Source organism: Alteromonas sp. KUL49 (assembly GCF_006538345.1).
Taxonomy (GTDB): domain Bacteria; phylum Pseudomonadota; class Gammaproteobacteria; order Enterobacterales; family Alteromonadaceae; genus Alteromonas.
Genome location: NZ_BJKL01000001.1, coordinates 498270 through 523700, shown reverse-complemented (window position 1 = coordinate 523700; position 25431 = coordinate 498270). Strand labels below are relative to the sequence as shown.

At 45.4% G+C, this 25431-nt stretch carries 24 protein-coding genes; 7 read left to right on the top strand and 17 right to left on the bottom strand.

Annotated elements, in window-relative coordinates:
• Window positions 1-84 precede the first annotated feature (84 nt).
• The gene (locus EYS00_RS02185) at window positions 85-2409 is read left to right on the top strand and encodes a carbohydrate binding family 9 domain-containing protein (RefSeq protein WP_242618618.1); all 2325 of its coding nucleotides are present in this window, start codon (window positions 85-87) and stop codon (window positions 2407-2409) included.
• 57 nt (window positions 2410-2466) lie between these two features.
• On the opposite strand, the gene EYS00_RS02180 is transcribed toward EYS00_RS02185, so the two are convergent.
• Window positions 2467-3078, bottom strand: coding sequence for an RraA family protein (locus EYS00_RS02180; protein ID WP_130634929.1), 612 nt, complete (start codon window positions 3076-3078; stop codon window positions 2467-2469).
• A gap of 181 nt (window positions 3079-3259) precedes the next feature.
• On the opposite strand from EYS00_RS02180, the gene EYS00_RS02175 reads away from it, so the two are divergent.
• Window positions 3260-5329, top strand: a complete 2070-nt coding sequence (locus EYS00_RS02175; RefSeq protein WP_130634928.1) for a M13 family metallopeptidase — start codon at window positions 3260-3262, stop codon at window positions 5327-5329.
• 87 nt (window positions 5330-5416) lie between these two features.
• On the top strand, window positions 5417-5953 hold the full coding sequence (locus tag EYS00_RS02170) for a CIA30 family protein (RefSeq protein ID WP_130634927.1): 537 nt from the start codon (window positions 5417-5419) through the stop codon (window positions 5951-5953).
• Between the two features lie 19 nt (window positions 5954-5972).
• Here EYS00_RS02170 and EYS00_RS02165 read toward each other — a convergent pair whose 3' ends face one another.
• Genes EYS00_RS02165 through pyrC form a run of 4 tightly spaced genes read right to left on the bottom strand, consistent with a single transcriptional unit; the run spans window position 5973 to window position 10385 of the window.
• Complete coding sequence (locus EYS00_RS02165) at window positions 5973-6404, bottom strand: ACT domain-containing protein (protein WP_130634926.1); 432 nt, start codon at window positions 6402-6404, stop codon at window positions 5973-5975.
• A gap of 35 nt (window positions 6405-6439) precedes the next feature.
• Window positions 6440-7822 carry an ATP-dependent RNA helicase DbpA gene (gene dbpA / locus EYS00_RS02160; RefSeq protein ID WP_130634925.1) on the bottom strand — a complete coding sequence of 461 codons (1383 nt, stop codon included), beginning with the start codon at window positions 7820-7822 and terminating at the stop codon, window positions 6440-6442.
• A complete protein-coding gene (locus EYS00_RS02155; RefSeq protein ID WP_165399284.1) occupies window positions 7822-9369 on the bottom strand; it encodes an ABC transporter substrate-binding protein in 1548 nt (515 codons plus the stop codon). The genes dbpA and EYS00_RS02155 overlap by 1 nt, the downstream gene beginning before the upstream one ends.
• The gene (gene pyrC / locus EYS00_RS02150; protein WP_130634923.1) at window positions 9336-10385 is read right to left on the bottom strand and encodes a dihydroorotase; all 1050 of its coding nucleotides are present in this window, start codon (window positions 10383-10385) and stop codon (window positions 9336-9338) included. Before pyrC ends, EYS00_RS02155 begins: the two co-directional genes overlap by 34 nt.
• A gap of 341 nt (window positions 10386-10726) precedes the next feature.
• On the opposite strand from pyrC, the gene EYS00_RS02145 reads away from it, so the two are divergent.
• Entirely contained in the window at window positions 10727-10936 is a 210-nt protein-coding gene (locus EYS00_RS02145) for a CPXCG motif-containing cysteine-rich protein (RefSeq protein ID WP_130634922.1), read from the top strand.
• A 20-nt stretch (window positions 10937-10956) separates the two neighbouring features.
• Here the strand turns inward: EYS00_RS02145 and folE are convergent, their stop codons facing one another.
• The gene (gene folE / locus EYS00_RS02140; protein WP_130634921.1) at window positions 10957-11640 is read right to left on the bottom strand and encodes a GTP cyclohydrolase I FolE; all 684 of its coding nucleotides are present in this window, start codon (window positions 11638-11640) and stop codon (window positions 10957-10959) included.
• A 152-nt stretch (window positions 11641-11792) separates the two neighbouring features.
• On the opposite strand from folE, the gene folM reads away from it, so the two are divergent.
• The 3 genes from folM (at window position 11793) to EYS00_RS02125 (ending at window position 14533) form a co-directional block, all read left to right on the top strand.
• Window positions 11793-12500, top strand: coding sequence for a dihydromonapterin reductase (gene folM / locus EYS00_RS02135; RefSeq protein ID WP_130634920.1), 708 nt, complete (start codon window positions 11793-11795; stop codon window positions 12498-12500).
• A gap of 88 nt (window positions 12501-12588) precedes the next feature.
• Window positions 12589-13659, top strand: a complete 1071-nt coding sequence (locus EYS00_RS02130) for an agmatine deiminase family protein (RefSeq protein WP_130634919.1) — start codon at window positions 12589-12591, stop codon at window positions 13657-13659.
• Window positions 13640-14533 (top strand): carbon-nitrogen hydrolase, encoded by an 894-nt coding sequence (locus EYS00_RS02125; protein WP_130634918.1) that lies wholly within the window; start codon window positions 13640-13642, stop codon window positions 14531-14533. Before EYS00_RS02130 ends, EYS00_RS02125 begins: the two co-directional genes overlap by 20 nt.
• A 49-nt stretch (window positions 14534-14582) precedes the next feature.
• Here EYS00_RS02125 and EYS00_RS02120 read toward each other — a convergent pair whose 3' ends face one another.
• The 11 genes from EYS00_RS02120 to hfq form a co-directional block, all read right to left on the bottom strand.
• Window positions 14583-15245: a glutathione S-transferase family protein gene (locus tag EYS00_RS02120; RefSeq protein WP_130634917.1), complete on the bottom strand. Its 663-nt coding sequence runs from the start codon at window positions 15243-15245 to the stop codon at window positions 14583-14585.
• Window positions 15245-15853 carry a glutathione S-transferase family protein gene (locus EYS00_RS02115; RefSeq protein ID WP_130634916.1) on the bottom strand — a complete coding sequence of 203 codons (609 nt, stop codon included), beginning with the start codon at window positions 15851-15853 and terminating at the stop codon, window positions 15245-15247. The genes EYS00_RS02120 and EYS00_RS02115 overlap by 1 nt, the downstream gene beginning before the upstream one ends.
• A 149-nt stretch (window positions 15854-16002) precedes the next feature.
• Window positions 16003-16761, bottom strand: coding sequence for a bifunctional 2-polyprenyl-6-hydroxyphenol methylase/3-demethylubiquinol 3-O-methyltransferase UbiG (ubiG, locus tag EYS00_RS02110; protein ID WP_130634915.1), 759 nt, complete (start codon window positions 16759-16761; stop codon window positions 16003-16005).
• A 64-nt stretch (window positions 16762-16825) separates the two neighbouring features.
• Window positions 16826-17233 (bottom strand): DUF4112 domain-containing protein, encoded by a 408-nt coding sequence (locus EYS00_RS02105; RefSeq protein WP_130634914.1) that lies wholly within the window; start codon window positions 17231-17233, stop codon window positions 16826-16828.
• A gap of 14 nt (window positions 17234-17247) precedes the next feature.
• Window positions 17248-18327 (bottom strand): ferrochelatase, encoded by a 1080-nt coding sequence (gene hemH / locus EYS00_RS02100; RefSeq protein WP_130634913.1) that lies wholly within the window; start codon window positions 18325-18327, stop codon window positions 17248-17250.
• Window positions 18328-18421: 94 nt separating this feature from the next.
• A complete protein-coding gene (locus EYS00_RS02095; RefSeq protein ID WP_130634912.1) occupies window positions 18422-19738 on the bottom strand; it encodes an alginate export family protein in 1317 nt (438 codons plus the stop codon).
• 155 nt (window positions 19739-19893) lie between these two features.
• Complete coding sequence (locus EYS00_RS02090; protein ID WP_130634911.1) at window positions 19894-21495, bottom strand: AbgT family transporter; 1602 nt, start codon at window positions 21493-21495, stop codon at window positions 19894-19896.
• A 194-nt stretch (window positions 21496-21689) separates the two neighbouring features.
• The gene (gene hflC / locus EYS00_RS02085; protein ID WP_130634910.1) at window positions 21690-22574 is read right to left on the bottom strand and encodes a protease modulator HflC; all 885 of its coding nucleotides are present in this window, start codon (window positions 22572-22574) and stop codon (window positions 21690-21692) included.
• 6 nt (window positions 22575-22580) lie between these two features.
• The gene (hflK, locus tag EYS00_RS02080) at window positions 22581-23735 is read right to left on the bottom strand and encodes an FtsH protease activity modulator HflK (RefSeq protein ID WP_130634909.1); all 1155 of its coding nucleotides are present in this window, start codon (window positions 23733-23735) and stop codon (window positions 22581-22583) included.
• Window positions 23736-23809: 74 nt separating this feature from the next.
• Window positions 23810-25099 carry a ribosome rescue GTPase HflX gene (gene hflX / locus EYS00_RS02075; RefSeq protein WP_130634908.1) on the bottom strand — a complete coding sequence of 430 codons (1290 nt, stop codon included), beginning with the start codon at window positions 25097-25099 and terminating at the stop codon, window positions 23810-23812.
• Between the two features lie 17 nt (window positions 25100-25116).
• Window positions 25117-25368 (bottom strand): RNA chaperone Hfq, encoded by a 252-nt coding sequence (hfq, locus tag EYS00_RS02070; protein ID WP_130634907.1) that lies wholly within the window; start codon window positions 25366-25368, stop codon window positions 25117-25119.
• Window positions 25369-25431: the final 63 nt, after the last annotated feature.

Below are 25431 nucleotides of genomic sequence, written 5' to 3'. Positions count from 1 at the left end.
ACTAATATACTTTTTACCTGTAGGGAATTGCTGCATAATGCGCCGGCTCAAAAATCAATCAAATTTATCTTCATGGAAGTCAGTGTGATCAAACGTTTATTTATTAGCGCGCTTTTCTCATTGGGTGTTATGTCTACCAGTGCTGCTCAATCAACTGAGGATAGCCACACGCCAGAATCAGGAAAGATTCACGTCCCCAACATACAAGAATCGATTACCCTAGATGGCGTGCTCGATGAAGACGTTTGGCAACAGGCTCACGAAATCACCTTGGGCTATGTAACTCGCCCCTTCGAGAACACTACGCCACCGGTAAAAACTACAGCCCGTATTTTCGAAAACGGCGAAGCTATTTACATTGCCTTTGACGCACAAGATAACAACCCAGAACTCATCCGCGCCATGTTCCGAGACAGAGACAGAGTGTGGGACAATGATGTTGTGGGTCTAAAGCTGGACTCTTTTGGCGATAGCAGATTGTCGTACCAGTTTTTTGTCAACCCAAACGGTATTCAAATCGACGCCATCGAGAACGAAATGACCCGCAGCGAAAGCACGAGCTGGAATGCTATTTGGGACTCAGCGGCGCAAATTACCGAGTCGGGCTACACAGTGGAAATGGTACTTCCCTATCGCATTCTAAACTTTGTTGATAGCGATGGCCCGAAACAATGGCGTGCTGAATTTGTTCGTTTTTTCCCGAGAGAAAACAATCTGCGTATTTCCAATATGCCAGTAGACAGAAACAACGCATGTACGCTTTGCCAAATGGGTGACATTGAGGGTTTTGCATCAGCAAAACAAGGTAAGAACTTGTCTATTACACCCTATGGTGTTGCCGCAGTTGCTAGAACGCGAAGCCCTAGTACTCCAGAAAATTGGGACTACCAGAACAACCAAGAGGTAGGTGTTGATATTAATTGGGGGATTTCCTCAGACATGATGCTCCAAGCCACCATTAACCCTGATTTCTCTCAAGTGGAGGCCGATGGCGGTCAATTGGCAGTCAATAATCCCTTTGCGTTATTTTTCCCCGAACAACGTCCGTTCTTCCTTGAAAATGCAGACTTTTTTAGTACGCCCTATGATCTTGTATACACCAGAAACATCGGCGCCCCCGACATAGGCACCAAGCTTACCGGTCGAGTCAACAACCACACTTTTGGATTGTTGGTCGCTAATGATGAAAGTACGACGTTTTTAGTACCTGGGAACTTACGCTCTAGCGTTGCCCGCATTGACGATGAAAGTACTAATATGGCAGCGAGGTATCGCTACGACATTTCCGACGACTTATCTATTGGTACTGTACTTACTGCCCGTAAGTCAGACAACTATCACAACCTAGTTACTGGTTTAGATACTCGTTATCAAATCACTCCCAGCGATACATTGCGTATACAAGTGTTGGGTTCTGAAACCGAATATCCAGAACCCCTTTTCACCGACTTTTGTAATAACGACTGTAGCAATGCTGATGACTTCAATGAAATCGCGTTACGCACCAAGCAAGATGACGCATTCACAGGTGGTACGTATCGCATAGACTATCGTCACGAAGAGCGTGAATGGTACTTTACGGCAATACGCGAGAGTATAGACGCTGATTTTCGTGCCGACCTTGGGTTTGAAAGCCAAGTTGACCGACATAAAGATGTTATCGGTGGCGGTTACGTTTGGTGGAATGAAAATTCATGGTGGAATCGGTTTGAGTTTGGCGGTGATTGGGATATTACCCATAATGATGACGGTGAACTTATTGAACGAGAAGTGCAGGCGCAAATTGAGCTTAGTGCCGCCTATCAGTCTTACTTTAATTTACAATGGGTTAAACGAGATACGGTAGGTTTGCGTCAAGACCGCTCCTCTTTGGCTATCGACGGAAACACAACTCGCTTTGTGGAAGAGCAGATATCTTTTTATTTCGAAGCTCAGCCAAACAAAACGATCTACTTCGAAAACTTCATTAATATTGGTGACCGAATCGACCTCATTAACAATCGCTTGGGTGACCGCATTGTTGTTGAGCCAGCCATTTCCTTAAACTTGGGAACCCACCTTGAGGCTACACTGGCTCACGAATATGTTCGAATGGATGTAGACAACGAAGAGCTTTTTACCGCGAACCTTACAGACCTGCGCTTGAGTTATCAGTTCTCCGCTAAACAATTCATTCGTCTTGCGCTGATTTACTCTGATGTTGAGAGAAACACCAGCAACTATCTTATCGACGTTGATGCTACCGACCGTAACCTGGGAACTCAGTTGGTTTACTCATACATGATAAACCCACTTTCTCGTCTATTTATAGGGTATGGTGACTCGGCATTTGCAGACGACAATAACCCAGGACTGCTTCGTACGGAACAAACAGTCTTCATGAAATTCAGCTACGCATGGTTATATTAGTAGTTAAAGTTGAAACTAGGCGCTGAATTATCAATCAGCGCCTAATTGATCGAGAATTCAGTCCTCAAAACCGAGTCTATCGAGTATCCCTTCCACATTGTTGAAGTGATTGGCTTGCCACTGTTCTAGCGTCATTGAAGCATCTTTTTGTGCTCTGGCTTTGGCAACCTCATAGGCTTGTCGTGCCTCGGCTTTTGGAATGACCGCAATGCCCTCCTCATCAGCAACCACAATATCACCCGCATTGACCTTCACACCGCCGCATCGAATAGGTTGATTTAGAGGTGCAATACACTTTTTTGCGCCAGGCTTGGGTACAACACCACGAGCAAATACTGGAAATGCATTTTCTCTGGTTTCTGCTAAGTCTCGAATTACACCATCAACGACAAAAGCTTTAATGCCTCGCTGTTGTGCAATTGCGCAAACGTTGCCGCCTGCTACAGCAAATTTATCATCGGCTTCGACCACAATAATATCCCCTGGGTTAGCGCGATAAATAGCAGCATGAAGCATTAAATGATCCCCTGGCTCACATTTAACAGTGAATGCTGGTCCACTAACCCGTGGGATACCGTCCCAAAGTGGTTTGATAGCGTAATCCATGAATTGCTCTCTCGGTAGTGCATCGGCGTAGTCACAAGGTGAAATTTCACTGTAATTTGGCATGTGGTCCTCGCTACAAAAAAGGGGTTTTACTAAATTCGCTGTGACAACTATATCTAAAGCTCGAGCTTAAGTTGTTACAACCTGTGAATTTCCACTATAAATACTTTTTCTACCACTAGACTCGTGATAGAAAAAAGATACGAGATTCTGTCTTACATAATTAGAAAAGGAACGACAAACAATGTTACGAAGTGTACTTGGTCTAAGCGTAGCGCTTGCGCTTACAGCATGCAGCCCTCAAAGCACAACAAATGAGTCTAGCACTCAATCAGCACCTGAAGCGAGCGCCGAACAGGTTGCGCTTAAGTCAGGTATCATGACTGACAACATGGATCTTTCAGTTAAGCCGGGAGACGATTTCTTCCAGTACGTGAATGGTACTTGGGTCGATAACTTTGAAATTCCCGCAGACAAATCGAGCTATGGCTCGTTTATTGTGCTTCGCGATGAAGCTCAAGATCATGTGATGGACATTATTAAGTCTTCTGCAGAGGGTGATTTTGCTGCGGGAAGTGACGAGCAAAAAGTAGGTGATTTTTATCGTGCCTACATGGATATGGAAACCCGCAATGCGTTGGGTGTAACACCTTTGGCACCGGAACTAGAGCGCATTGATGCAATCTCTAGCTACAGCGAACTAGCTGCCTACTTTGCATATTCTGCTCGTTATGGGTTTGGCTCTCCGTTTTCTCTTACTCAGTACCCTGACTTAAAGTCACCCCAAGAGTATTTACTATACACTTGGCAAGGAGGTCTGGGTCTTCCAGAACGCGATTACTATTTCAAAGACGATGAAGCGTCGCAAACCATTCGTGACGCATACGTGAAGCATATTGAAACCATGTTTACCATTGCTGGCTTCGATAATCCTGCAGAAAGCGCGACCATGCTTTATGCATTAGAAGCGCAAATTGCCGAGCTTCATATGCCTAAGGAACTCACGCGTAACTTTGCCGCAAACTATAACAAGCTAACCATTGAGGAGCTTACCGAGTTAATGCCTAACTTCGATTGGGCAGCATACTTGGCACAAGCCGAGCTGAGCGAGTTACCAAACTTAGGTATCCTACAACTCGACTTTATGCGTAACATTGATGGTGTAATTGCTTCGACTTCACTAGACGATTGGAAAACCTTCCTTAAATGGGGCGTATTAAATGCTACGGCTTCTCGCCTTACCGAGGAGTTGGATCAAGCAAACTTCAACTTTTACAGTAAAGTACTTCGCGGTGTAGAGGAGCAAGAGCCTCAATGGCGCCGTGCAGTTAACCTGTCCAATGCACACGTGGGTGAGCTAATTGGTAAAGTCTACGTTAAGCAGCATTTCCCACCGGAAGCCAAAGCTCGCATGATGGAGATGGTGAATAACCTCATTCTTGCGTATCGAGACAGTATTGAGCAACTCGATTGGATGACAGAAGAAACTCGTGCTCAAGCGCTGGATAAGCTATCTAAATTTAAAGTCAAAATTGGTTACCCAGACCAATGGCGTGATTATTCAGCGCTAAGTGTGGATGCATCTGATTTATTCGGTAACCTTAAACGTTCAGCTGATGTGCTTTACGAAGAGTCACTTAAGAAACAAGGTGGCCCTGTGTGGACGCATGAGTGGGCAATGACACCGCAAACGGTTAACGCATACTACAACCCACCTTTGAACGAAATTGTATTCCCAGCGGCAATTTTGCAGCCTCCGTTCTTCGATATGAACGCAGAAGACGCCGTTAATTACGGTGGAATTGGCGCAGTTATTGGCCACGAAATTGGTCACGGTTTTGATGATTCAGGCTCTACTTTCGACGGTGACGGCGTTTTACGTAATTGGTGGAAAGATGAAGATCGTGCCGAATTTGAAGCCCGTACTGCCGACCTTATTGCTCAGTACAATCAGTTCGAAGCACTGCCGGATCTCTACGTGAATGGTGAGTACACGCTGGGTGAGAACATTGGTGATTTGGGCGGTATCAGTATTGCACTTAAAGCATATCACTTATCACTAGAAGGCAAAGAAGCACCAGTCATGGATGGTTTTACGGGTGATCAACGAGTATTTATTGGTTTTGGCCAAGTGTGGGCAGGTAAATACCGCGATGAAGCACTTCGCAGCCAAATTCAGACTGACAGCCACTCTCCGGGTAAATTCCGCGCCAATGGCTCGGTGCGAAATGTGCCTGAATTTTACGATGCATTTAATGTATCGACCGAAGACGCACTATACCTAGCGCCTGAAGAACGGGTAAAAATCTGGTAAGTCTTCACGCATAGCAGAGAAGCGGCCGTTGGCCGCTTTTTTTATCTCTGAAGGATCTATTTTTGTTCTTTTTTCATAGTAACTAACATGAAAAAGTTACTATTCGCGCTGGCTCTTGTGCTAACCCACACACCTTCAAAATCATCAGAATATTTTTTGCTGTCATTAGCAAATGACACTCAGTGTTGGCGAATTGCCAACGACACAGTAATGGGTGGCGTCTCGCAGTCTGACGCAATACTAGAAAATAATGCGATGCATTTCTTCGGTACAATGCGATTAGAGAATAACGGCGGTTTTGTAAGTATTTCCAGATGCAGTCAAATACTGGGTTTAACCAACAAAAGGCCACTGCAAATTCGTATTAAGGGCGATGGCAAAACCTATCAACTTCGTCTTAAAACAAACAAGGCCAATGGTATTGCGTACAGCGCGAAATTTACGACCAATAACACGTGGCAAACCATCGATTTCGCACCTACTGACTTTGAACCTGTGTTTAGGGGCAGAGCAGTCGTTGGCGCTCCGCCTTTAAAGTATGAAGATGTAAACAGTGTTGGATTTCTTCTCTCAGATAAACAGGCTGGATCGTTCAGCTTAATGGTTGATGTGATTTCTCAATAACTACACAAGGGCGTGGGGCCTATAGCTGCAATTCCATCGTCCCTAAAGATGTTAGCAAACGACATGCTTCTTCTGCCCGCTCGCTGGGTACAAAAATATGGTCGTGGTAGTAAGCGGCTACCACATTGGCACTAATACCTGAGGTAGCCAGTACGCTAGCAATCGCTGCTGTCATCCCAACAGCCTCAAGACTTGAGTGCACCTTACAAGTGATACACTTATACGATGGCGCGGCAGACTCGCAAGCCAGCCCCTCAGTTTTGTGACGACGTAAAGCATCCGCGGTCATCACCAAAGTTACACCCTCAACTTCGCGATACATACATTTGACGTCAAGAATAAGCGACTCAGTAAGTTGTTCTGGTGCAATACTAACAAATACAAAATCGTCACTCGATAACTCAGGTTTTAAGTCCTGTAGTAACTTCGCTAAATCCGTTTCTCCAGTCATAAGACTCTCTCTTCAGTATGAATTATTTGGCGATATCAAAGCTTTCTTGCTCTTACTCGCTTACCCTTGATCTTACCTTCACGAAATTGGTTCATTGCTTTCTTAACACTTCGTGTTTTGACCGCAATGAAGCTTTGGCTGTTTTGTACGGCAATTTTACCCAAATCGTCACCCGGTATTCCGGCGTCTTTCGTTAAGGCACCGACCAAATCACCTGGACGTAGTTTTTGCTTTTTACCTGCGCTTAAACCAATACATGTAAACTCTGGCTGTTTAATGCGATTTTTGTGAAAACGTAAACTCTGCGCACCTTTTAAGGGGATATCTGACGCTTGCAATAGCTCTACTTTTCGCAAAAAGTGTTCATCTTCATCACTTACTAAAGTAATAGCGATACCCTGAGCACCTGCGCGAGCGGTTCTACCAATGCGATGAATGTGAGTTTCTGGTTCTTCACTCACTGTGTAGTTAATCACACAAGCAACGTCATCAATATCCAGTCCGCGGGCCGCTACGTCGGTTGCTACGAGCACCTGCAACGCATCGCTGGCAAATTGAGTTAATACCGCCGTTCTCGCATGCTGTTCCATATCGCCTTGCAAACCCGCGGCGCTAAAACCTTCATCAATCAGTGATTCGACGACTTCTGTTACCTGAACTCTGCGATTACAAAAAACGATGGCGTTCTTAGGTTGATGCTCGGTCAGTACCGCTTTTAATGCTTGTAAACGAGTATGCGCTAATACACTGTAGCCCAATTGTGTAATTTTGGGTTTACTAGATTCTGTTGATGCCACTTTACAGATTTCTGGTGTTGAGAGGTATTGCCCAGCAATGCGCTCAATCTCATCGGTAAAGGTAGCTGAAAACAACAGTGTCTGTACCGGTTTCGGAATAGGTGAAAAGATAATCCTAAGGTCATCCTCAAATCCCATATCTAACATACGATCAGCTTCGTCCAACACACGCAGTTTGACATTGTCTAAAGATAGGCGACGTTTTTGTACGTGATCCATGACTCGCCCTGGAGTCCCAACAATCACATGGGCTTCGTGTTTTAGCGACTGAATCTGCGGGCCCATCGGCTGACCGCCACACAGCGTTAGTACTTTGATGTTTCCAATATGTTTTGCCGCCATACGGAACTGCTCTGCGACTTGGTCGGCTAGCTCTCGAGTTGGACAGAGTACGATCACTTGGGTAGAAAACTCTGAGGGTTCAATAAGTTCGAGCGCAGGAACAACAAAGCAGAGGGTTTTTCCACTTCCAGTCTGGGCCTGCCCTATGACATCTTTACCCGACAGCGAGTGAGGTAGTGACAACGATTGGATCTCTGACAGCTCGTAAATTTTTTGAGCTTCTAAAGCGCGAGAGATTTGACTATTAATTGATAGGTCTTTGATTGTTTTTGCATTCACTACTGTTTTTTCCAAAGGTGGACCACCCCGTTATCAAAGTGGTGTATCACATTGTGTTCATTCATCATCATCTCGCTCCATGCGTGCGATGTTTGTCTAAATTCTTCACTGCTTTTTACAGCGACTGCTGCGAGCTTGAGCTGCTCGGCTACAATGGGAGATGTGCCTGACTTAGATAACACCAGGTAGGTGGTTGTTATTTTGTATGGCGCTACTAATTCCACGGATTCACAGGAATCGCGGAGTGACTCACAACCAAATCCGACGGCCCCTTGAGAGGCAAAAGCTGCATCAATATCGCCATTTAACAACGCCTGCATCAATGTATGCCACGACGTGTAGGTAGTCACTTGAAAGCCCGCATTTTCAGCGACTGTGGTTCGGTAGTCTTGATACCGAGTACCAATACGCAATGTTTTTGGTAGTTCATCGAATGACGAATAGCGCTCCTTGCCCACACCATACAAACCATGCAAGTTTCGAGATATAGGGGTAATCCAATCAAAAATGGGCTCGCGCTCTGGTGTAAGCGCGATTGCATAAGCGACCACGTTCGACTTAGATTGCGCTTCTTTTACAATTCGCTCTCTTGGTGCTGTCAACATTCTCGATGACATTCCCGCTTGGGTTAATACCGCTCTTACTAAGTCGGCAGCTATACCATTTACCGTGCCGTGCTCGCCCAAGTAACTAAAAAACGGAACTATGTCGGCAATCACCCATAAATCGCTGGTATCTGCATTCAACTCTCCAGAAAAGCTCAATACACCGTAAGACACACTCGCGTTCAAACCGTGCTCTTGTAACACTGACACTGTGCGTTGGGCTAATTGGGAGAACTCCGCCTTTGACTTATATTCAGGCGCAGCCAACGATAATCGCTCAGCCAATGCAGCATTCTCAGGTGTTCGAGGGAGAGCTAAGTAACCATAGAACAAGCCATACTGTTCAGTGGACACAATACTGGAACAATCAAGGGTGGCTTGCTCGCAAATAAGTTTTAAACCCGCTGCATTAAAGAAAGTTCCGTCAACTTCCTTGGCTAAAATCCCTTCAACCACAGCGGCCCAATCTGGATAAAACACCCGCTGCGCTTCAGTGGTATTCTCCATCGCAATGTGCTCGCGAAAGTCGCCCTTCACAATACCTACGTTAGCGCGAGGGCTAAGCACTTTGTTTTCCACCAGCGCTGATGTCGTGGTAAAGAACGACACATAGTTGGCCGTCAGAGGAGTGATCCAGTAGTACTGGTCTTCGCGTTCGGGCGTTCTGACGATACCGGCAGTCAGTGTATTGTTCTTCTGCTGGGCATGAATGAGACGTTCTGAGAACGACAAGGTCAGAAACTCTGGCGTCAGGTCTGCTTCTTCAAGAATGCCTCTTACTGCGCTGTAATAAAAACCCTCATCACCTTCAGCAAAAACCGGCAATGGCGAAACCAGAACCGGCTGGCCCTGGGCACTAGCATTTCCATGAGCCTGCAGAGTAATCAGGCTCAGTAAAATGCAAAGTATTAAGCGTTTTGAAACGCGCTTTCGAGTTTCCACTGCAGTGTTTGCCCCGCATAGAATGGTACCATGTCTGTGCCATCCGCTAGCGTTACTTGATCTGGAACCTGCCATGGTTCTTTGATCAATGTAGTTGTAGTCGTGTTGCGAGGCAAGCCATAGAAGTCTGGACCATACAGACTCGCAAACCCTTCAAGTTTATCGATGACACCCAATTGATCGAAGATTTCAGCGTAAAGCTCGATAGCAGACCACGCTGAATAACAACCCGCACATCCGCACGCGTTCTCTTTTTTGTGTTTGGCATGTGGCGCTGAGTCAGTGCCCAAGAAAAACTTAGGATTGCCACTAGCAACCATATCTTGTAATGCCTTTTGATGGGTATTTCTCTTCAATACGGGTAAACAATAATTGTGAGGTCTGACACCGCCAACCAACAAATCATTCCGATTGAGTAATAAATGCTGCGGTGTAATTGTTGCGCCGACCTTATCGTTTGCTCCGCTAACAAACTCAGCGGCATCGGCGGTAGTAATATGTTCAAAAACCACTTTTAAATCTGGAAACGCATCGACAATGTGTGACAGATGCGTATCAATAAACGCTTTCTCACGGTCAAAGATGTCAATGTGATGCTCTGTGACCTCACCGTGAATCAACAGTAGCAATCCTTGTTCCTGCATTGCCTGAAAAACAGGATAGAGGGCTTTGATACCTTTAACTGCTGCATCTGAATTTGTCGTGGCGCCTGCGGGATAGAGCTTACATGCCGTCACCCCAGCGGTTTTGGCGTCGACAATATCTTGTGGTGTCGTAGTGTTAGTTAAAAATAAGGTCATTAACGGCTCGAATGTACTACCTTCAGGTCTGGCAGCCTCGATACGACTTTTATATGCCATTGCCATTTCAGCGTTAACCACCGGCGGGACCAAATTTGGCATTACAATGGCGCGCTGAAAACAACGAGCCGTTGCGGGAACGGTTTCGGCCAACATCTCGTTGTCGCGGAAGTGTAAGTGCCAATCATCTGGAGTTACGATAGTTAAGGATTGCATAAACTGACAGTCTCTCTGTAATTTCTCTAACCAAATTTAAGCCTTCGTTTTTACGGATAAACAAAGGCCCTACTTGGACTGGAAGTATATCATAGTGAGCGACGATTCTAGACGCTAATAACGAGTCTAATTCACGGACTCAACAAATCCCATATAAGAAAATAATAAAATTCACTACTATTTCGTTATAAGTTTCAGTGCTCTAGCGCACGTTGCGTAATTTTCACCCGCATTTTCTTCATCTTTGACTATAATTCAAGCCATATCGAGGGGGTTTGTGCCACCGACATTTTTTGTGCTCGCCGAACGGAAGTGGCGACGAATACATCTACGGATTAAAAATGAAAACTAATGATAAATTAGAGTATCTGTGCCCGTATTGCGGCGCAGTAAACGAATTTGCGCTAAACATGATTCGTGATATGTATCAGGAACAGATTGAGAAGTGCGACTGCTGTGATAAGCCACTGATGCTTACGGCGGCGGATGGTGTTGAGGGTGCAATTAATCTTGTAATAGACGAGTACGAGTACGACGCACAAGTGAAATAGTGCGTCGCATTATTCGATACTTACGCAAAAAACTCTCTTCTTAAGTCTTTGTCGGTAAGAAATTGTCCACCAAGCGCTGATGTTCGTGTGAACGAATTAGTATCTTTTATCCCTCTGGCCTTAACACAATAGTGTGTAGCATTGATAGTTACCGCTACATCTTCCGTTCCAGCCAATGCCTGTATCGCTACTAATACTTGTTGCGTTAAACGCTCTTGAACTTGAGGACGTTGAGCAAAGAAGCTCACTAGCCTATTCAATTTAGACAAGCCGATGACCGTATCCTTGGGAATATAAGATACGGTTGCCGTGCCGTCGATAGTTACAAAATGATGCTCGCAGGTACTCGTTAAGCTAATGTCGCTCACTTGCACAGGCTCCGCAATTTTCATCTTGTTTTCGATTTGAGTTATCTTTGGAAAATTGCGATAGTCCAAACCACTAAAAATCTCGTTGACGTACATTTTCGCGATTCGTCTGGGTGTATCACACAGACTGTCATCAGTTAGGTCCAAACCCAACGTAGTCATAATGTCTAGCATAGAAGCTTCGATCTTCTGACGCTTTTGTTCGTCAGATAGGCCGTTCGAAACCATAGGAGTTTCTAGCCCAGCTTCTTCTAGTGCTTTCCTAACTAAAATCGCAGATTCGGATAATGAAGGTTCTAGTGCATCGCGCACGATAACCGCTTCTTTCGCTAACATTCGTTTAACCTGTTGTAACTACTGATGTAGGGTATACGGTCCATCATGCCTTTTTAGATTTGTTGGACTGCAAATTTACATTTGTTTAATGCTATTGCTGAATACAGTGGGTCTGTCACAATAAGCAAAATTTTTTGCTTAAAGGTTGTTGTATGTCGTTCCCTGTCTTAATCACTGGTGCCAGTCAACGCATCGGACTTGCAATGGCAGAGAGCTTACTCGCACTAGGTAAGCCTGTTGTCTTCACTTACAGAACTCACAAACCCGCAGTTGAATCGCTCATTTCTAAAGGAGCGACCGCTATTTGCGCTGATTTTAGCACTCAGTCAGGTATTGATCGAGCAATTGTAGAGATTAAGGCAATCAGTAAAAGCTATCGCGCTATTATTCATAACGCTTCAGATTGGGCAAAAGAGAGTGATGGAGTGGATGATCACGCACTGATGGATGCCATGATGACAATTCACGCCACGGCCCCGTATCGAATCAACAGAGCGTTAACTGGTGCACTGACTGAAAGAGAAGGCCCTGCTGATATCATACATATGACTGATTATGTACAAGATACAGGAAGCGCAAAGCACATGGCATACGCAGCTAGTAAGGCGGCATTGCATAACCTCACCCTATCTTTTGCGCAACAACTCGCGCCCAAAGTAAAAGTAAATAGCATTGCTCCTGCCCTATTGATGTTTAATGAAGGAGATGACGAGGCATACAAGAAGAAAGCCTTGAAGAAGTCGTTGCTTGAAAATGAGCCCGGCGCTATTGAGGCAGTAAATGCGATGCACTTCTTATTCAACAGTACGTATATCACTGGTCAAACTGTACACCTTAACGGCGGCCGTAACCTGAAATAACATTCCCAATGTAATATTCGAACATTTAGATATTGGTGGTGCTTGGGTGACTCGCTATAATTAGCGTTTTAGTACGCAGAGACACCCAATGCACACACAAAAGCGGTTAGCTCCTGAATGGGCAGATATTGATGCCGTAATTCTTGCTTGGCCCCACAGTGGCACTGACTGGGCCCCATGGCTAGCAAAAGCAAGACAAACCTACCTCGACCTCATCCAAGCGATAAACAATGCAAGTGCTGGCGTTATATTGCTGTGTTCAAAAGACGATATCGAAAGTGTTCCCTCACAACTATCGGATGATGCACGCGTACTGATAGTATCGGCCGACTTCAATGATACCTGGGTTCGAGACTATGGTTTTTTAACCGTCAATGATGAAAAAGGTTTGGGGCACCCCGTCGAGTTTACATTTAATGGATGGGGAGATAAATTTGACGCTTGCGCTGACAACCAAGTTAATTCTCGTTATTTGTCATCACTGTGCAAACAGCCTTTGACATCCATCAGCTTGGTGGCGGAAGGTGGTGCGCTGGAGATTGATGGCAATGGCGTACTACTCAGCACCAAACTGTGTTTGACCAATCCCAAGCGAAATGGCGACTTGTCGTTGGAAGCTTATGCAGAATTGTTTTCAGCATCGTTGGGCTGTAGCAAGGTTATCATTTTTGAGCATGGTCACTTAGAAGGTGACGATACAGACGGCCACATAGATACCTTAGTGAGGTTTACTCCTAACACTGGTTTAGTACTCCAAGGGGCGAAGAACCGCAAAGATGACAGTCACTTTGCAGGTCTTGAGGCATTAAGCCAAGAATGCACAGAAAAGTTACCCGAACACCGTCAATTCCACTTACCCTTGCCTTTCATTGAGAGTGAAGACGGTGACCGTCTACCCGCGTCTTACGCTAACTACCTTATTTGTAACGGTAACGTACTGCTTCCTGTTTACGGGCAGCCAGAAGACGCAGAAGCAATTAGTACAGTGAAAGAGGCTTATCCACACTTTAATGTAGTTCCGGTGGATTGCTCGGTACTCGTGCAACAATACGGGAGCTTGCACTGTATTTCGATGCAAGTCCCTAAAAATACATTAACCTCTGAAACACTGTCTTGCCTTAATCAAGGAGTTAGCATACATGCGACCATCAAGCCTTAACATTGGTTTAGTTCAACAATCGGTTGCCAGCAACAACAAATTAGAAAATTGGCAAAAGAGTGCCAACCGCATTGCTGAACTTGCAGAACAAGGGTGCGAGTGCGTTTTACTTCAAGAGCTGCACAGTACGCTTTATTTCTGCCAACAAGAAGATACTGGCGTTTTTGATCTTGCTGAACCCATTCCTGGAGAAGCGACAGAATACTTCGGAGCGCTGGCAGAAAAGCATAACATCGTACTGGTCACCTCGTTGTTTGAGAAGCGAGGCTCAGGGCTCTATCACAATACCGCTGTAGTGTTCGACCGTACTAAAGAGATTGCAGGGAAGTATCGGAAAATGCATATCCCTGACGATCCCGGTTTTTATGAAAAGTTCTACTTTACCCCAGGAGACATGGGATTTACTCCTATAGACACTAGCGTTGGTAAGCTCGGTGTGCTGGTATGTTGGGACCAATGGTATCCAGAAGCCGCAAGATTAATGGCGATGGCAGGAGCGGATATTCTCTTCTACCCTACTGCCATTGGCTGGGATATGACAGATACGCCCGAGGAACGTGCACGACAACATGGCGCATGGGAAACAGTGCAGCGCGCTCATGCGGTAGCCAATTCGGTGCCTGTTATTGTGGCGAACCGCACAGGCTTTGAAGCATCACCCGTAGATGGAGATCCCGGCATTGAATTTTGGGGACAGAGCTTTATCGCAGGGCCGCAGGGAGAGATTCTTGCCAAAGCCGAAGCAGGTGAAGAAGCCACATTATCCGTTACTCTTGATATGTCTCGCACCGAACAAGTGAAGCGCATTTGGCCCTACTTCCGAGACCGTCGTATCGATGCCTATGACGACCTCACCAAACGCTGGAGAGACTAGCTCGTATATAGGTTAGGTGGTGCAATTGCACCACCTATCACGATAAGCGTTAACGGGTTACCACTTTACTGGCGCCTTTCAGCAACGCTTCTTTGTCTATTTTATTCGGCACTTCTACCCCTCGACGAGCAGCTGGCCTTGCCTCAATACTATTTTTCCAACGTTTTAAGTGGTCAAGCCCATCAATACTCGCGCCAGACCATTCATAGGTCCGTACCCAACACCAATTCGCCATATCAGCAATACTATAATCATCAACCAAGTATTCGTGCTTAGCTAAATGACCATCTAACACAGTGAATAAACGGCGCACCTCATTTTGGTAGCGATCGATGGCGATGGGGATCTTTTCTTCGAGGTAACGATAAAACACATTCGCCTGTCCCATCATTGGCCCAACACCGCCCATTTGAAACATCAGCCATTGGGTGACTTTACTGCGACCGGTGACGGAGTTAGGCATAAATAACCCAGTTTTTTCGGCCAGATACAACATGATTGCACCAGACTCAAAGACGGTGTGACCATCTTCAACATCATGATCGACTATCACGGGAATACGCCCATTGGGATTCATCGCTAAAAAGTCAGCGGTCTTTTGTTCTCCCTTCATCAGGTTTACGGCATGAACCTTATATTCCAGCCCCATTTCTTCAAGGGCCACCGACGCTTTCCACCCGTTAGGGGTAGCTGCTGTGTATAAATCTATCATTAGGCTTTTGCACTCGCTCTGCTACTCACATTCTCATACCAGCGTTGTAAATTAACCTGCTCGTCCTTCATGCGAATATTGACTACCCTTGCAAAGTCCATAGAACACAATGCGGTAATGTCAGCAATGGTAAACTGATCTCCGGCAATAAACTCAGACTCACCTAGTCGGCGCTCAAGAATAGACATATATTTAGCCGCATTGATGCCGGCTTGCTTGCCGTATTCTGGAACGGGAACCATGCGGTCTTTAAAATAGCCGGTGGAGTGTTGAAAGCACATACCAATTTGCAGCATGAAGGCAAACTCAACTTGCCGTTGCCACATTGAGATTGTTGCTTTCTCTATGGGTGAAGTACCCATGAGTGGTGGCTCCGGTTGAATAGATTCAAAATAAGTGCAGATAGCGTCAGTTTCCGCGATACATGTGCCATCATCTAGTTCAAGGATCGGAATCTTTCCAATGGGGTTCTTTTTGCGCATCTCTTTCGAGAGGTTTTCACCACTTTGAATATCAACCTGAACATAATCAACGTCGATCCCTTTTTCGGCGAGAAACATTCTTACTCTGCGAGGGTTTGGGGCGGTACGTGTTTCATAGATTTTCATGCAAGCACACCTTAACATTCAATTAACAAACATCAAGATAGCAGACTAAGCGCCAACGAATAGAATAACAAATCACCATCTCCCACAGAAAACTATCAGAATGGATGATGGTTGTATCCCGCGCAGCAGTACGGAGAATTGAAAAGGAACTAGTCTACGTGTTCAAAGCACATCAAATAATTCACGGGAACGCCTGATGTGAGCTTCCATTGCCCTGATAAAGGGTTCAGTGACATACCCGTTTGATGACGTAGTACGAAGTTATTGGGAAGCCACTGTTGAAGTTCACTGGGCTTGACGAATTTCTTCCAATCATGAGTGCCTATTGGCAAATACCTTAGGACATACTCTGCTCCAACAATAGCAATGAGGTAACTTAGCCACGTTCTATTGAGCGTTGCTAGTACCAGCATGCCACCTGGCTTTACCAAAGAAGCGCATTGCTTAATCAGTGCCTCTTGGTCAGGTACATGCTCGACGACCTCCGCATTGATGACTACGTCGAATTGAGTTTTCTCGGCAACTAATTCCTCAGCAAGCATATGCCGGTAAGTGACTTCCGCTCCGGTCATCAATGCATGGCGTTTAGCCACCTCAACACTCACACTTGAAGCGTCGATACCTGTCACCTTTGCACCTTGAAGTGCTAGCGGTTCACTGATAAGCCCGCCGCCGCTTCCTATATCTACCACGCTAATATCAGTCAGCGCTTCGTTGTCGGACAAGCCAAACTTGCCGCGGATCTGACTTTCAATAACTCCCAAACGGGCTGCGTTAAACGACAGTGCGGTTTTATACTTACCATTTGGGTCCCACCAACTGTGTGCCAATGCATCAAATCGAGCAATTTCTTGCGAAGAAACATTAGCAGTACTAATCGAACCGCTTTTTACGCTTTTATCTAACATGGAAGGTTTGAAAAAAATTATGAACTAGTAAGACTATACTCGATGCGCTAATAGGAAGATCAGCTCATTCCAATGAGGCTTCCCACGCTTTTAGCTTTTCCTGAGTCGCGACATCTACGGCAGCTTTGTTGTTTGAAATCCACCATCGCTCCATGATCCTGACGTTTTTTTGATTCGCTTTGAAGAATACGTCAACGATATCTCCGACGATGGGGAAAAAGCCCAGAATAAAATCAATAACCGAGTTGCGGACCATTTGCGCGACTAACGCTTTAGGCATGCCCAGTGACTTCCCTAACCAAACTATCCTAAGAGAGACGAGTAACATAAGCGCGTCGCCTACAACGGGAAACAACCCGACAATAGAATCGAGACCAATGCGCAATGGAATAAAAGGCACTTTGATTGCTGTATCGAGCAAGTTGGCGAGTCGCTGAGCTTTTCTTAACGCTTTGGGCGCCTTTGCTTCCATGGCATTATTCCTCTCTAATTTGAAGCACCAAGCATATTCGCTAAACCGGCGCGTTTTGAGTTATCACTGCTCACGTGCCAGCCATGGAGATTGTCTTTGACAATAGAGAAAAGCATGTCTATGTGAGCTTCATCACTGTTTAACGCATCGATATATTGGTACTTTTCACCGCCTGCGTCCATGAAGTATTCGCGATTTTCTTCACCAATCTCTTCGATAGTTTCTAAGCAGTCAGAGGAGAAGCCCGGACACATCACTTGTATTGATTTGATGCCTTTTTCCGGCAAACCCTTCAAGGTCTCATCGGTATAAGGCTTCAACCACTCTTCTCGACCAAACCGGGACTGAAAGGTAGTCATATATTCATCGTGGGACAATCCCAGCTTTTGTGCAACCAAACGAGAGGTTTTGTGACATTCACAATGATACGGGTCACCGTTCATTAGATAACGTTTAGGAATGCCATGATATGACAGTACCAAGAGCTGTGCTTTCCCATGTTCCAGCCAATGCGCCCGCACCTTATCCGCCAGCGCCTCAATGTAATCATCTCTGTCGTTATAGCTATTGACAAAACGAAGTTCGGGTAGCCATCTGCGTTGGGTGAAATCTTTTGCAACCGCATCAAAAGTAGAGCCTGTAGTAGATGCGCTGTACTGGGGATACAGTGGCAGTACGACCAGTTTACGCACGCCTTTTTCCAGCATGTTATCTAGTACACTAGTTACTGACGGATTGCCGTAACGCATTGCAAAATCAACGATTACGTCGTCACCATAGGCGTCTTTGCACTTTTCCGCCAAGGCTAAACTCTGCGCTTTAGTAATCGTGAGCAGTGGTGAACCTTCATCGGTCCATACGGTTGAATAAGCTTCGGCCGAACGCTTTGGACGGATATTCAGAATAATACCGTTTAAAATAAACCACCAAAGCAACCTCGGTACTTCAACAACACGGGGGTCGGATAAGAACTCTTTTAAGTAAGGACGAAGCGCTCCCGCTGTTGGGCTTTCAGGCGTGCCCAAGTTGGTAATCAATACTCCAATCTTGTCTGCTTGAGAGTGGCTAAACCCTTTGTTGCTTTTGTATTTCATTATTCAATCCGAAGAATAGCGTTAATATGCATATTATACTGAATTAAATGGGAATTTGATCTCTTTGAAAAAGCAACTCACGATACCCATGCGGTCAAAATTTTAAACTCACCTCAGAGTATAGATACACCGTATTATCGCTGTTTACTTTCTGGTCAGCATTGTCAAAAAATCCACCTTTGGCCAAATAGATACCCCCTGTTTCTAACATTACTGTTGGATTGAATTGATATCTAAAACGACCCTCTAACTGATAGCCTAAGAAATCCTCATTACTGCTGTTAGATAAATTAAGCGATGGCAAACTATCATCCGCCGTTGCCAGCCATAAAGCACGGTAACTCATCGAAAGAGAGCTTTCGCTTGAAGGCTTTGCGCGAAACAGAATGCCCACACTTTTGTGATTCTTACGGGCAAAGAAACCATACAAGTTAGTAGCATTAAACTCAGCACGCCTAACGCCAAACAATGGGTCAAACTGCTGAAATTTATCATCTTCCTCATCTTTATCACCGCTGGCATAATTGAGCTCGATATCAACTTTCGACGACCAAAGATCATCGAACTTGTGGCCTAACGTTACGTAACCAAACCACGCGTTAATATCGAGGTCCATTAAATCTTCAGGTTTCGACGATGCACGAGCACGTCCTAATTGATATGCCCCCTCAGACTCCACGTGCAGAAAACCACTTAAAAATGACTGCACCAATCGTCCGCCAAATGTGTGCAAACGCCTGTTCCTTGTATTCACATCGTCTTGGTCAGACTCTTTTAATCCAAAGTAGTAAAGCTCATACAAATCTTTGTTAGTTAATTCTCGGGTCAGATAAATACTCCAAACAAGGTTTTCAGGATAGTTTTTATCGAGCTGTACCTTATTGGCATCTAGGTCTGCAAAGTTTCTTGGAAATCGATTGTCTGGCATGGCAATGAGCGATTCTATTTGTGTGCTGTCGCTCTTCCAACGAACGTAACCGCCAGTAAAGGAGTTTCTGGTGTTTCTGAAACGTGGCCGAGCAAACAACCTGCGATTTCCTAAATCAAGGGTAAAGCGCCCCAGCTTCACATCGTTTTCTTGCGAAGCCCCCCAACGATATCCCCAGTATGCTTGTATGGGTTCCAGTGTATTGACATCATCCGTACCTAAAGGTGAATTGGCATCATCCAAAAATACGCGAGCATCTTGAACTTCGAGCGTCCAATATGATTTGTCAGCAGTGTATGTCGAGACAAGTTCAAGCCGAGAGCCTAACAGCCTATCAGTAGTGCTAGCGTTAATTCGTGGAGAGTTCTTAATATATTCGTATCGCAACGCATAAGTACCAGAGAAATCCCACTGCGCTTCACACGACCAATGAAAAAAATACAGAGTAAGCAACAAGATTTGCTTGGCGTTCTTCAAAGACATTTGGGCTTCCTTGGCCGTTAAAAGTAGCGATAACTCACCTATTATATCGTTTAGCCATTAATACTTGTAATAACGAGTGAATACTAGATAGCGCTGAAAACACTAAAAAAAACACCAGCAATGCTGGTGTTTTTGAGGCTAAGTTTTGATAGGAATTAAGGCTGATAATAAGTTGCTGCACCTGGCCCAACAGGCATTCCTAAAACAAATACCCAAAGATAGAACAATAGAGTCCAGCCTACGATGAACACCATGGTGTAAGGCAACATCATAGCTATCAACGTGCCCATTCCCAGGTCTTTCTTGTAGCGGGCAGCCATGGCTAGAATGAGACCGAAGTAACTCATCATAGGAGCGATAACATTGGTGACTGAGTCGCCGATGCGATAAGCCGCTTGAATCACTTCTGGCGCATACCCCACCAACATAAGCATAGGGACAAAAATAGGAGCAGTAACCGCCCACTGTGCTGATGCACTTCCCAGTGAAAGGTTAACCACACCGCACATAAGAATGAACAAAATAAATATCGCTGGACCATCTAGGCCTGCAGCTTGAAGCATGGCAGCCCCTTTGACGGCAAGTACAGTACCTAAGTTAGTCCATTTAAAGAACGCAACAAACTGAGCAGCAAAAAACACCAAAGTAATATAAAGGCCCATGACCCCCATACTTTTTGCCATCGCATCTATGACGTCACGATCATTGCGCATGGTGCCTGTAATGCGACCGTACACAAACCCCGGCACCGCAAAAGTAATAAAGATAAAGGCTACAATGCCCTTTAAGAAAGGCGAACCTGCGACTTGTCCTGTTTCAGGGTGACGTAGAATACCATTCTCAGGTACTACCGTAGCCGCCAGCATCAAACACACCACGACAAATGAGACACCTGCCCAACGCATGCCTTTTTTCTCAATGTCAGTTGGCGCTTCCATGGTTTGCTTGCCTAAGTCTATCGAGGCATCTGACTCGTTAAACTTACCAAGTCGAGGCTCTACGATTTTCTCTGTAACAAGCGCCCCCATTATCGCCACAACAAAGGTACTAATAAACATGAAGTACCAGTTTACCTCTGGCCCAACAACATAGTCTGGGTCAATCATGTGTGCCGCAGATTCTGTAATACCTGACAAGAGGGGATCTACCGTACCCAACAGTAAGTTCGCGCTGTACCCCGCTGAAACTCCCGCGAATGCGGCGGCTAGTCCTGCGAGAGGGTGACGGCCCAGTGAGTGGAAGATCATTGCTGCTAAGGGAATAAGCACAACATAGCCAAGCTCTGATGCAGTGTTAGAAACAATACCAGCAAACACAATGGCAAAGGTGACTGCTCGTTTAGAGGCATTCATTACTAGCGCGCGCATGGTGGCAGACAAAAGCCCTGAATGCTCTGCGACAGAAACGCCCAGCAACGCTACAAGTACCGTTCCTAAGGGAGCAAAACCGGTAAAGTTTGTCACCAAACCTGTAACGATACGCTGTAGACCGTCGGCACTCATCAATGATATGACTTCGATCATGCCATCTGGATCTCTACCTTTTGCACCTTCTGGGCGAGGATCAGCTACGGCAATATCAAAGTAACCTAAGATACCGCTCAAAATGACGATAAATACCGACAATAGGGCAAAAAGAGTGACTGGATGTGGGAGAAGATTACCCAACCATTCAACGGTTGCTAAAAATCGCGAGAATAACCCGCCTTGCCCCTGAGCCTTCTCGGCTGGGCTTGCATTTGAGCTATTAGATGTCAAAGAAGTTCTCTCTGTCGTTTATTTCCCAGACAACCGGTATACCTCTTAATGGGCTACTCTTGATGGTGAATGGGGCTATTTGCTTTTTATGTTTGTGCGTATTTTACCCGAATTCTTTGCGTATTTGCACCCACGAACAAAAAAGCCAGTCTTTCGACTGGCTTTTCAAGGATTAATACTTAAACAAACTAAGCTTATTCGCCACCACTAGATACATTCATGTAGCGGAAAAATTCGCTATCAGGTTCAATAACAAGCACGTCTTGTTTGCTATTAAAGCTAGCTTTGTAAGCATCCATACTTCTTAAGAAACTATAGAAATCTGGGTTCTTAGAGTAAGTATCGGCATAAATCTGTGCAGCTGATGCATCACCTTCACCGCGCAACTGACGAGCGTTACGCTCAGCGTCAGCTAACATTACTGTAACCTTTGCATCGATGTCAGCACGAATAATATCCGCTTGCTCCTGCCCCTCAGAACGGTGCTCCCTTGCCACTGCTGCTCGCTCTGCACGCATACGCTGGAAGATAGAGTTGCTGACTTCAGTAGGTAGATTGATTTGCTTAACTCGCACATCGACAATCTCGATACCTAGCTCATCAGATGATGAAGATGCTTGTTCCATTGCTTGGTTCATCAGTGCAGAACGTTCACCTGACACTATTTGCGCGATAGTACGAGTACCGAACTCAGAGCGCAAACCGTTGTTTACTTTCTGTTTCAACAACGCTTCTGCTTGAAGCTTGTTACCACCGGTTGAAAGATAATAACGGGCGAAATCGCTAATTCTCCACTTAACGTAAGAGTTTACGATCAAGTCTTTCTTCTCGCTGGTCACAAAACGGTCTGGCGTGTCATCTAGTGTTTGGATACGTGCATCTAAATGACGGACAGAGTCGATAAACGGCAGCTTAAAGTGCAATCCAGGCTCATATACAAGAGTATCGCCAGTCGCATCGTCTCGTTGTACCTTACCGAACTGAATTACAATTGCTCTCTCGCCCTCTTTTACCACGAATAGTGATCCTGAGGCTAAAATCGCAACCAATACCAGTGAAGCAATAATTAAGTTTTTCATGACTAATTATCTCCCTTCTCTGTAGTTGTCACTGCGCAAACCACTGGTAGGCGAAGAATTTCGGCTACGAGCGGCGTCGTCATTGATTGGCATTTGCTGCAAACCTTCTAGTGTATTACGAGAACGTGGTGCAGTTGAATTCTGTTGACGCTCCATCATCTTATCTAAAGGAAGGTACATCATGCTGTTACCGCCTTGGCTATCAACCAATATTTTACTGGTATTTCCAAAGACTTCTTCCATCGTTTCCAAGTAGATCCGGTCGCGCGTCACTTCAGGCGCTCTTTCGTATTGAGGTAATAACTCTTCGAATCGAGCAACTTCACCTTGCGCTTCAAGAATTACTCGTTGACGATAAGCTTGTGCCTCTTCGTTCATACGGTTAACTTGACCACGTGCGCGAGGTTCAATTTCACGAGCATAGGCTTCAGCTTCACGAATAAAACGTTGTTCGTCTTCCTGCGCAGCAATCGCATCATCAAAGGCTTCTTTAACTTGCTCTGGCGGACGTGCATCACGGAAGTTCATATCGATAATCGAAACCCCCATGTTGTAAGGTTCAATAATCGACTGAAGCTCTTCCCACACACGTTGACGAGTCAGTTCACGACCATCGGTGAGCACATCATCCATTTTAGAATGACCAACGACGTAGCGAATGGCACTATCTAGCGATTGACTCAAACTCATCTCGGGGTTCTCTACCGCATATACCCAGCGATAAGGGTCGACTACGCGAAACTGCATTTCCATCTGAACGCTTACCACGTTTTCATCTTCGGTGAGCATTGAACCAGAGGACGACTGGTCGCGGATCGACTGCACATCTACTGGGACAATGGTATCTACGAAGGTAGGCGCCCAGCGAAGACCCGGCTCCACTTGCTGGTGATATTCACCAAAGCGTAAAACCACGCCACGCTCTGCTTCACGAATGGTGTAAAAACCACTGATAAACCAGATAATTGCTAGGAGACCAATAAGGATACCTGCGCCAATGCCACCTAGGCTTTTACCTTGGCCGCTGCCACCGTTACCCATTTTGCCAAACTTACCGAATAAGTTTTTGAATACATCATCCAAATCCGGGGGCCCTTGATCGCGGCCTCCACGGTTTTTCCACGGGTCGTTGTTATTACCACCCGGCTCATTCCAAGCCATGTTGATACTCCATAAATTACGGTTTTATTTAAGAAATCTTATACATTGTCACACATGTTGAAGATTTGTGTAACTCAATGTGATACCACGTATTCAGATATGCCGTTTTCTAACCGTTTTTCAAGTCTGTTCCAGTCAGCTGTAGGCATTCTCACGTCGACAACCCAATCGCCATGGTTATCGTACTGCTCTTGAGAGATACAATTTAGTTCATATAACACGCCACGCAATCGACTTTGAGCAGGAGGTATTTTAAGTGTGTAATTCACCATGCTCTTGCCCAAACACTCGGTAAGTGCTTGACTCAGCAACTCAACCCCTTCACCGCTCTGGGCTGATAACCATACTCGCGTCGGTACACCGTCTTCGTTTCTTTCTATACGTGGCGGGGTGTCTTCTAGTTTGTCTATTTTGTTACAAATTATTAACTGCTGAATTTCACCCGCATCGATTTCCTCGAGAACAAGGTTAACCTCGTCCATGGTTTCTCGATAATTTGCATCTGCAATATCCACCACGTGTAACAGTAAATCTGCCTCTTGAGTCTCTTGTAATGTCGCTTTGAACGCTGCCACAAGATCGTGAGGTAAGTGTCGAATAAACCCAACCGTATCAGCAAGTATGGCAGTTCCCACGTCATTCAGTTCTATTTTTCGCAGTGTCGGATCAAGTGTGGCAAACAGTTGATCTGCTGCGTAAACATGGGCATCTGTGATGGTATTAAAGAGAGTTGATTTACCCGCGTTGGTATACCCAACTAGGGAAACGGTGGGAATTTCAGCACGTTTTCGAGAGCGTCGGCCTTGTTCTCGCTGTTTTTGCACCTTGGCTAAACGCCTCAAAATGGCACTAATTCTTGCGCGAAGTAGTCGTCGGTCAGTCTCAAGTTGCGTTTCACCAGGTCCACGCAAGCCTATCCCACCTTTCTGTCTTTCAAGGTGGGTCCACCCTCTGATGAGGCGTGTTGATATGTGACGCAACTGGGCAAGTTCTACTTGCAGCTTACCCTCGTGAGTTCTCGCCCTTTGGGCAAAGATGTCTAATATAAGGCCAGTGCGATCGAGCACGCGACACTTACATGCGGCTTCAAGATTTCGCTCTTGAGACGGCGACAAAGCGTGATTAAATATAACGACGTTAGCATCATGTGCCTTCACCGCTGCAGCTATTTCCTCTGCCTTACCTGACCCAACGAAAAACTTCGCATGTGGTGCACTACGGGATGTAGTAATAACATCCACCGCATCAACGCCAGCAGATGACACTAGTAACTCAAGTTCGGCTAAATCTTCTTTGCTGTTTTCGTCAGCAAAATTAACATGAACAAGTACAGCCTGTTCACCGGCTTCATAACGGTCAAACAAGCTCGCTACCTTTTAAATTATTCACCTTTGCTATTGTCGGAATCTCCTGTTGCGCTTGGCATTGTGATAGCTCGCGCTGGAACTACCGTAGAAATAGCGTGCTTATAGACCATTTGGCTCACTGTGTTTTTCAGCAAAATGACAAACTGATCAAAAGATTCAACTTGCCCCTGCAATTTAATGCCGTTTACCAGATAAATAGACACTGGTATACGTTCCTTGCGCAAAGCATTTAAAAATGGGTCTTGTAAAGATTGCCCTTTAGCCATTTGATATCCTTAGTGTTTTTATTATTGTAGCGTTAACCGCAGCTACTCCAACTCTAATTGTAC

Coding starts and splice junctions, on each gene's coding strand:
- EYS00_RS02145 (WP_130634922.1), top strand. CDS start 10,727: ATGAAAACTAATGATAAATTAGAGTATCTGTGCCCGTATTGCGGCGCA.
- folM (WP_130634920.1), top strand. CDS start 11,793: ATGTCGTTCCCTGTCTTAATCACTGGTGCCAGTCAACGCATCGGACTT.
- hflC (WP_130634910.1), bottom strand. CDS start 22,574: ATGAAAAACTTAATTATTGCTTCACTGGTATTGGTTGCGATTTTAGCC.
- EYS00_RS02180 (WP_130634929.1), bottom strand. CDS start 3,078: ATGCCAAATTACAGTGAAATTTCACCTTGTGACTACGCCGATGCACTA.
- EYS00_RS02125 (WP_130634918.1), top strand. CDS start 13,640: ATGCGACCATCAAGCCTTAACATTGGTTTAGTTCAACAATCGGTTGCC.
- hfq (WP_130634907.1), bottom strand. CDS start 25,368: ATGGCTAAAGGGCAATCTTTACAAGACCCATTTTTAAATGCTTTGCGC.
- folE (WP_130634921.1), bottom strand. CDS start 11,640: ATGTTAGCGAAAGAAGCGGTTATCGTGCGCGATGCACTAGAACCTTCA.
- EYS00_RS02115 (WP_130634916.1), bottom strand. CDS start 15,853: ATGAAAATCTATGAAACACGTACCGCCCCAAACCCTCGCAGAGTAAGA.
- EYS00_RS02105 (WP_130634914.1), bottom strand. CDS start 17,233: ATGGAAGCAAAGGCGCCCAAAGCGTTAAGAAAAGCTCAGCGACTCGCC.
- EYS00_RS02120 (WP_130634917.1), bottom strand. CDS start 15,245: ATGATAGATTTATACACAGCAGCTACCCCTAACGGGTGGAAAGCGTCG.
- hemH (WP_130634913.1), bottom strand. CDS start 18,327: ATGAAATACAAAAGCAACAAAGGGTTTAGCCACTCTCAAGCAGACAAG.
- EYS00_RS02175 (WP_130634928.1), top strand. CDS start 3,260: ATGTTACGAAGTGTACTTGGTCTAAGCGTAGCGCTTGCGCTTACAGCA.
- EYS00_RS02130 (WP_130634919.1), top strand. CDS start 12,589: ATGCACACACAAAAGCGGTTAGCTCCTGAATGGGCAGATATTGATGCC.
- EYS00_RS02170 (WP_130634927.1), top strand. CDS start 5,417: ATGAAAAAGTTACTATTCGCGCTGGCTCTTGTGCTAACCCACACACCT.
- EYS00_RS02165 (WP_130634926.1), bottom strand. CDS start 6,404: ATGACTGGAGAAACGGATTTAGCGAAGTTACTACAGGACTTAAAACCT.
- pyrC (WP_130634923.1), bottom strand. CDS start 10,385: ATGCAATCCTTAACTATCGTAACTCCAGATGATTGGCACTTACACTTC.
- EYS00_RS02095 (WP_130634912.1), bottom strand. CDS start 19,738: ATGTCTTTGAAGAACGCCAAGCAAATCTTGTTGCTTACTCTGTATTTT.
- hflK (WP_130634909.1), bottom strand. CDS start 23,735: ATGGCTTGGAATGAGCCGGGTGGTAATAACAACGACCCGTGGAAAAAC.
- ubiG (WP_130634915.1), bottom strand. CDS start 16,761: ATGTTAGATAAAAGCGTAAAAAGCGGTTCGATTAGTACTGCTAATGTT.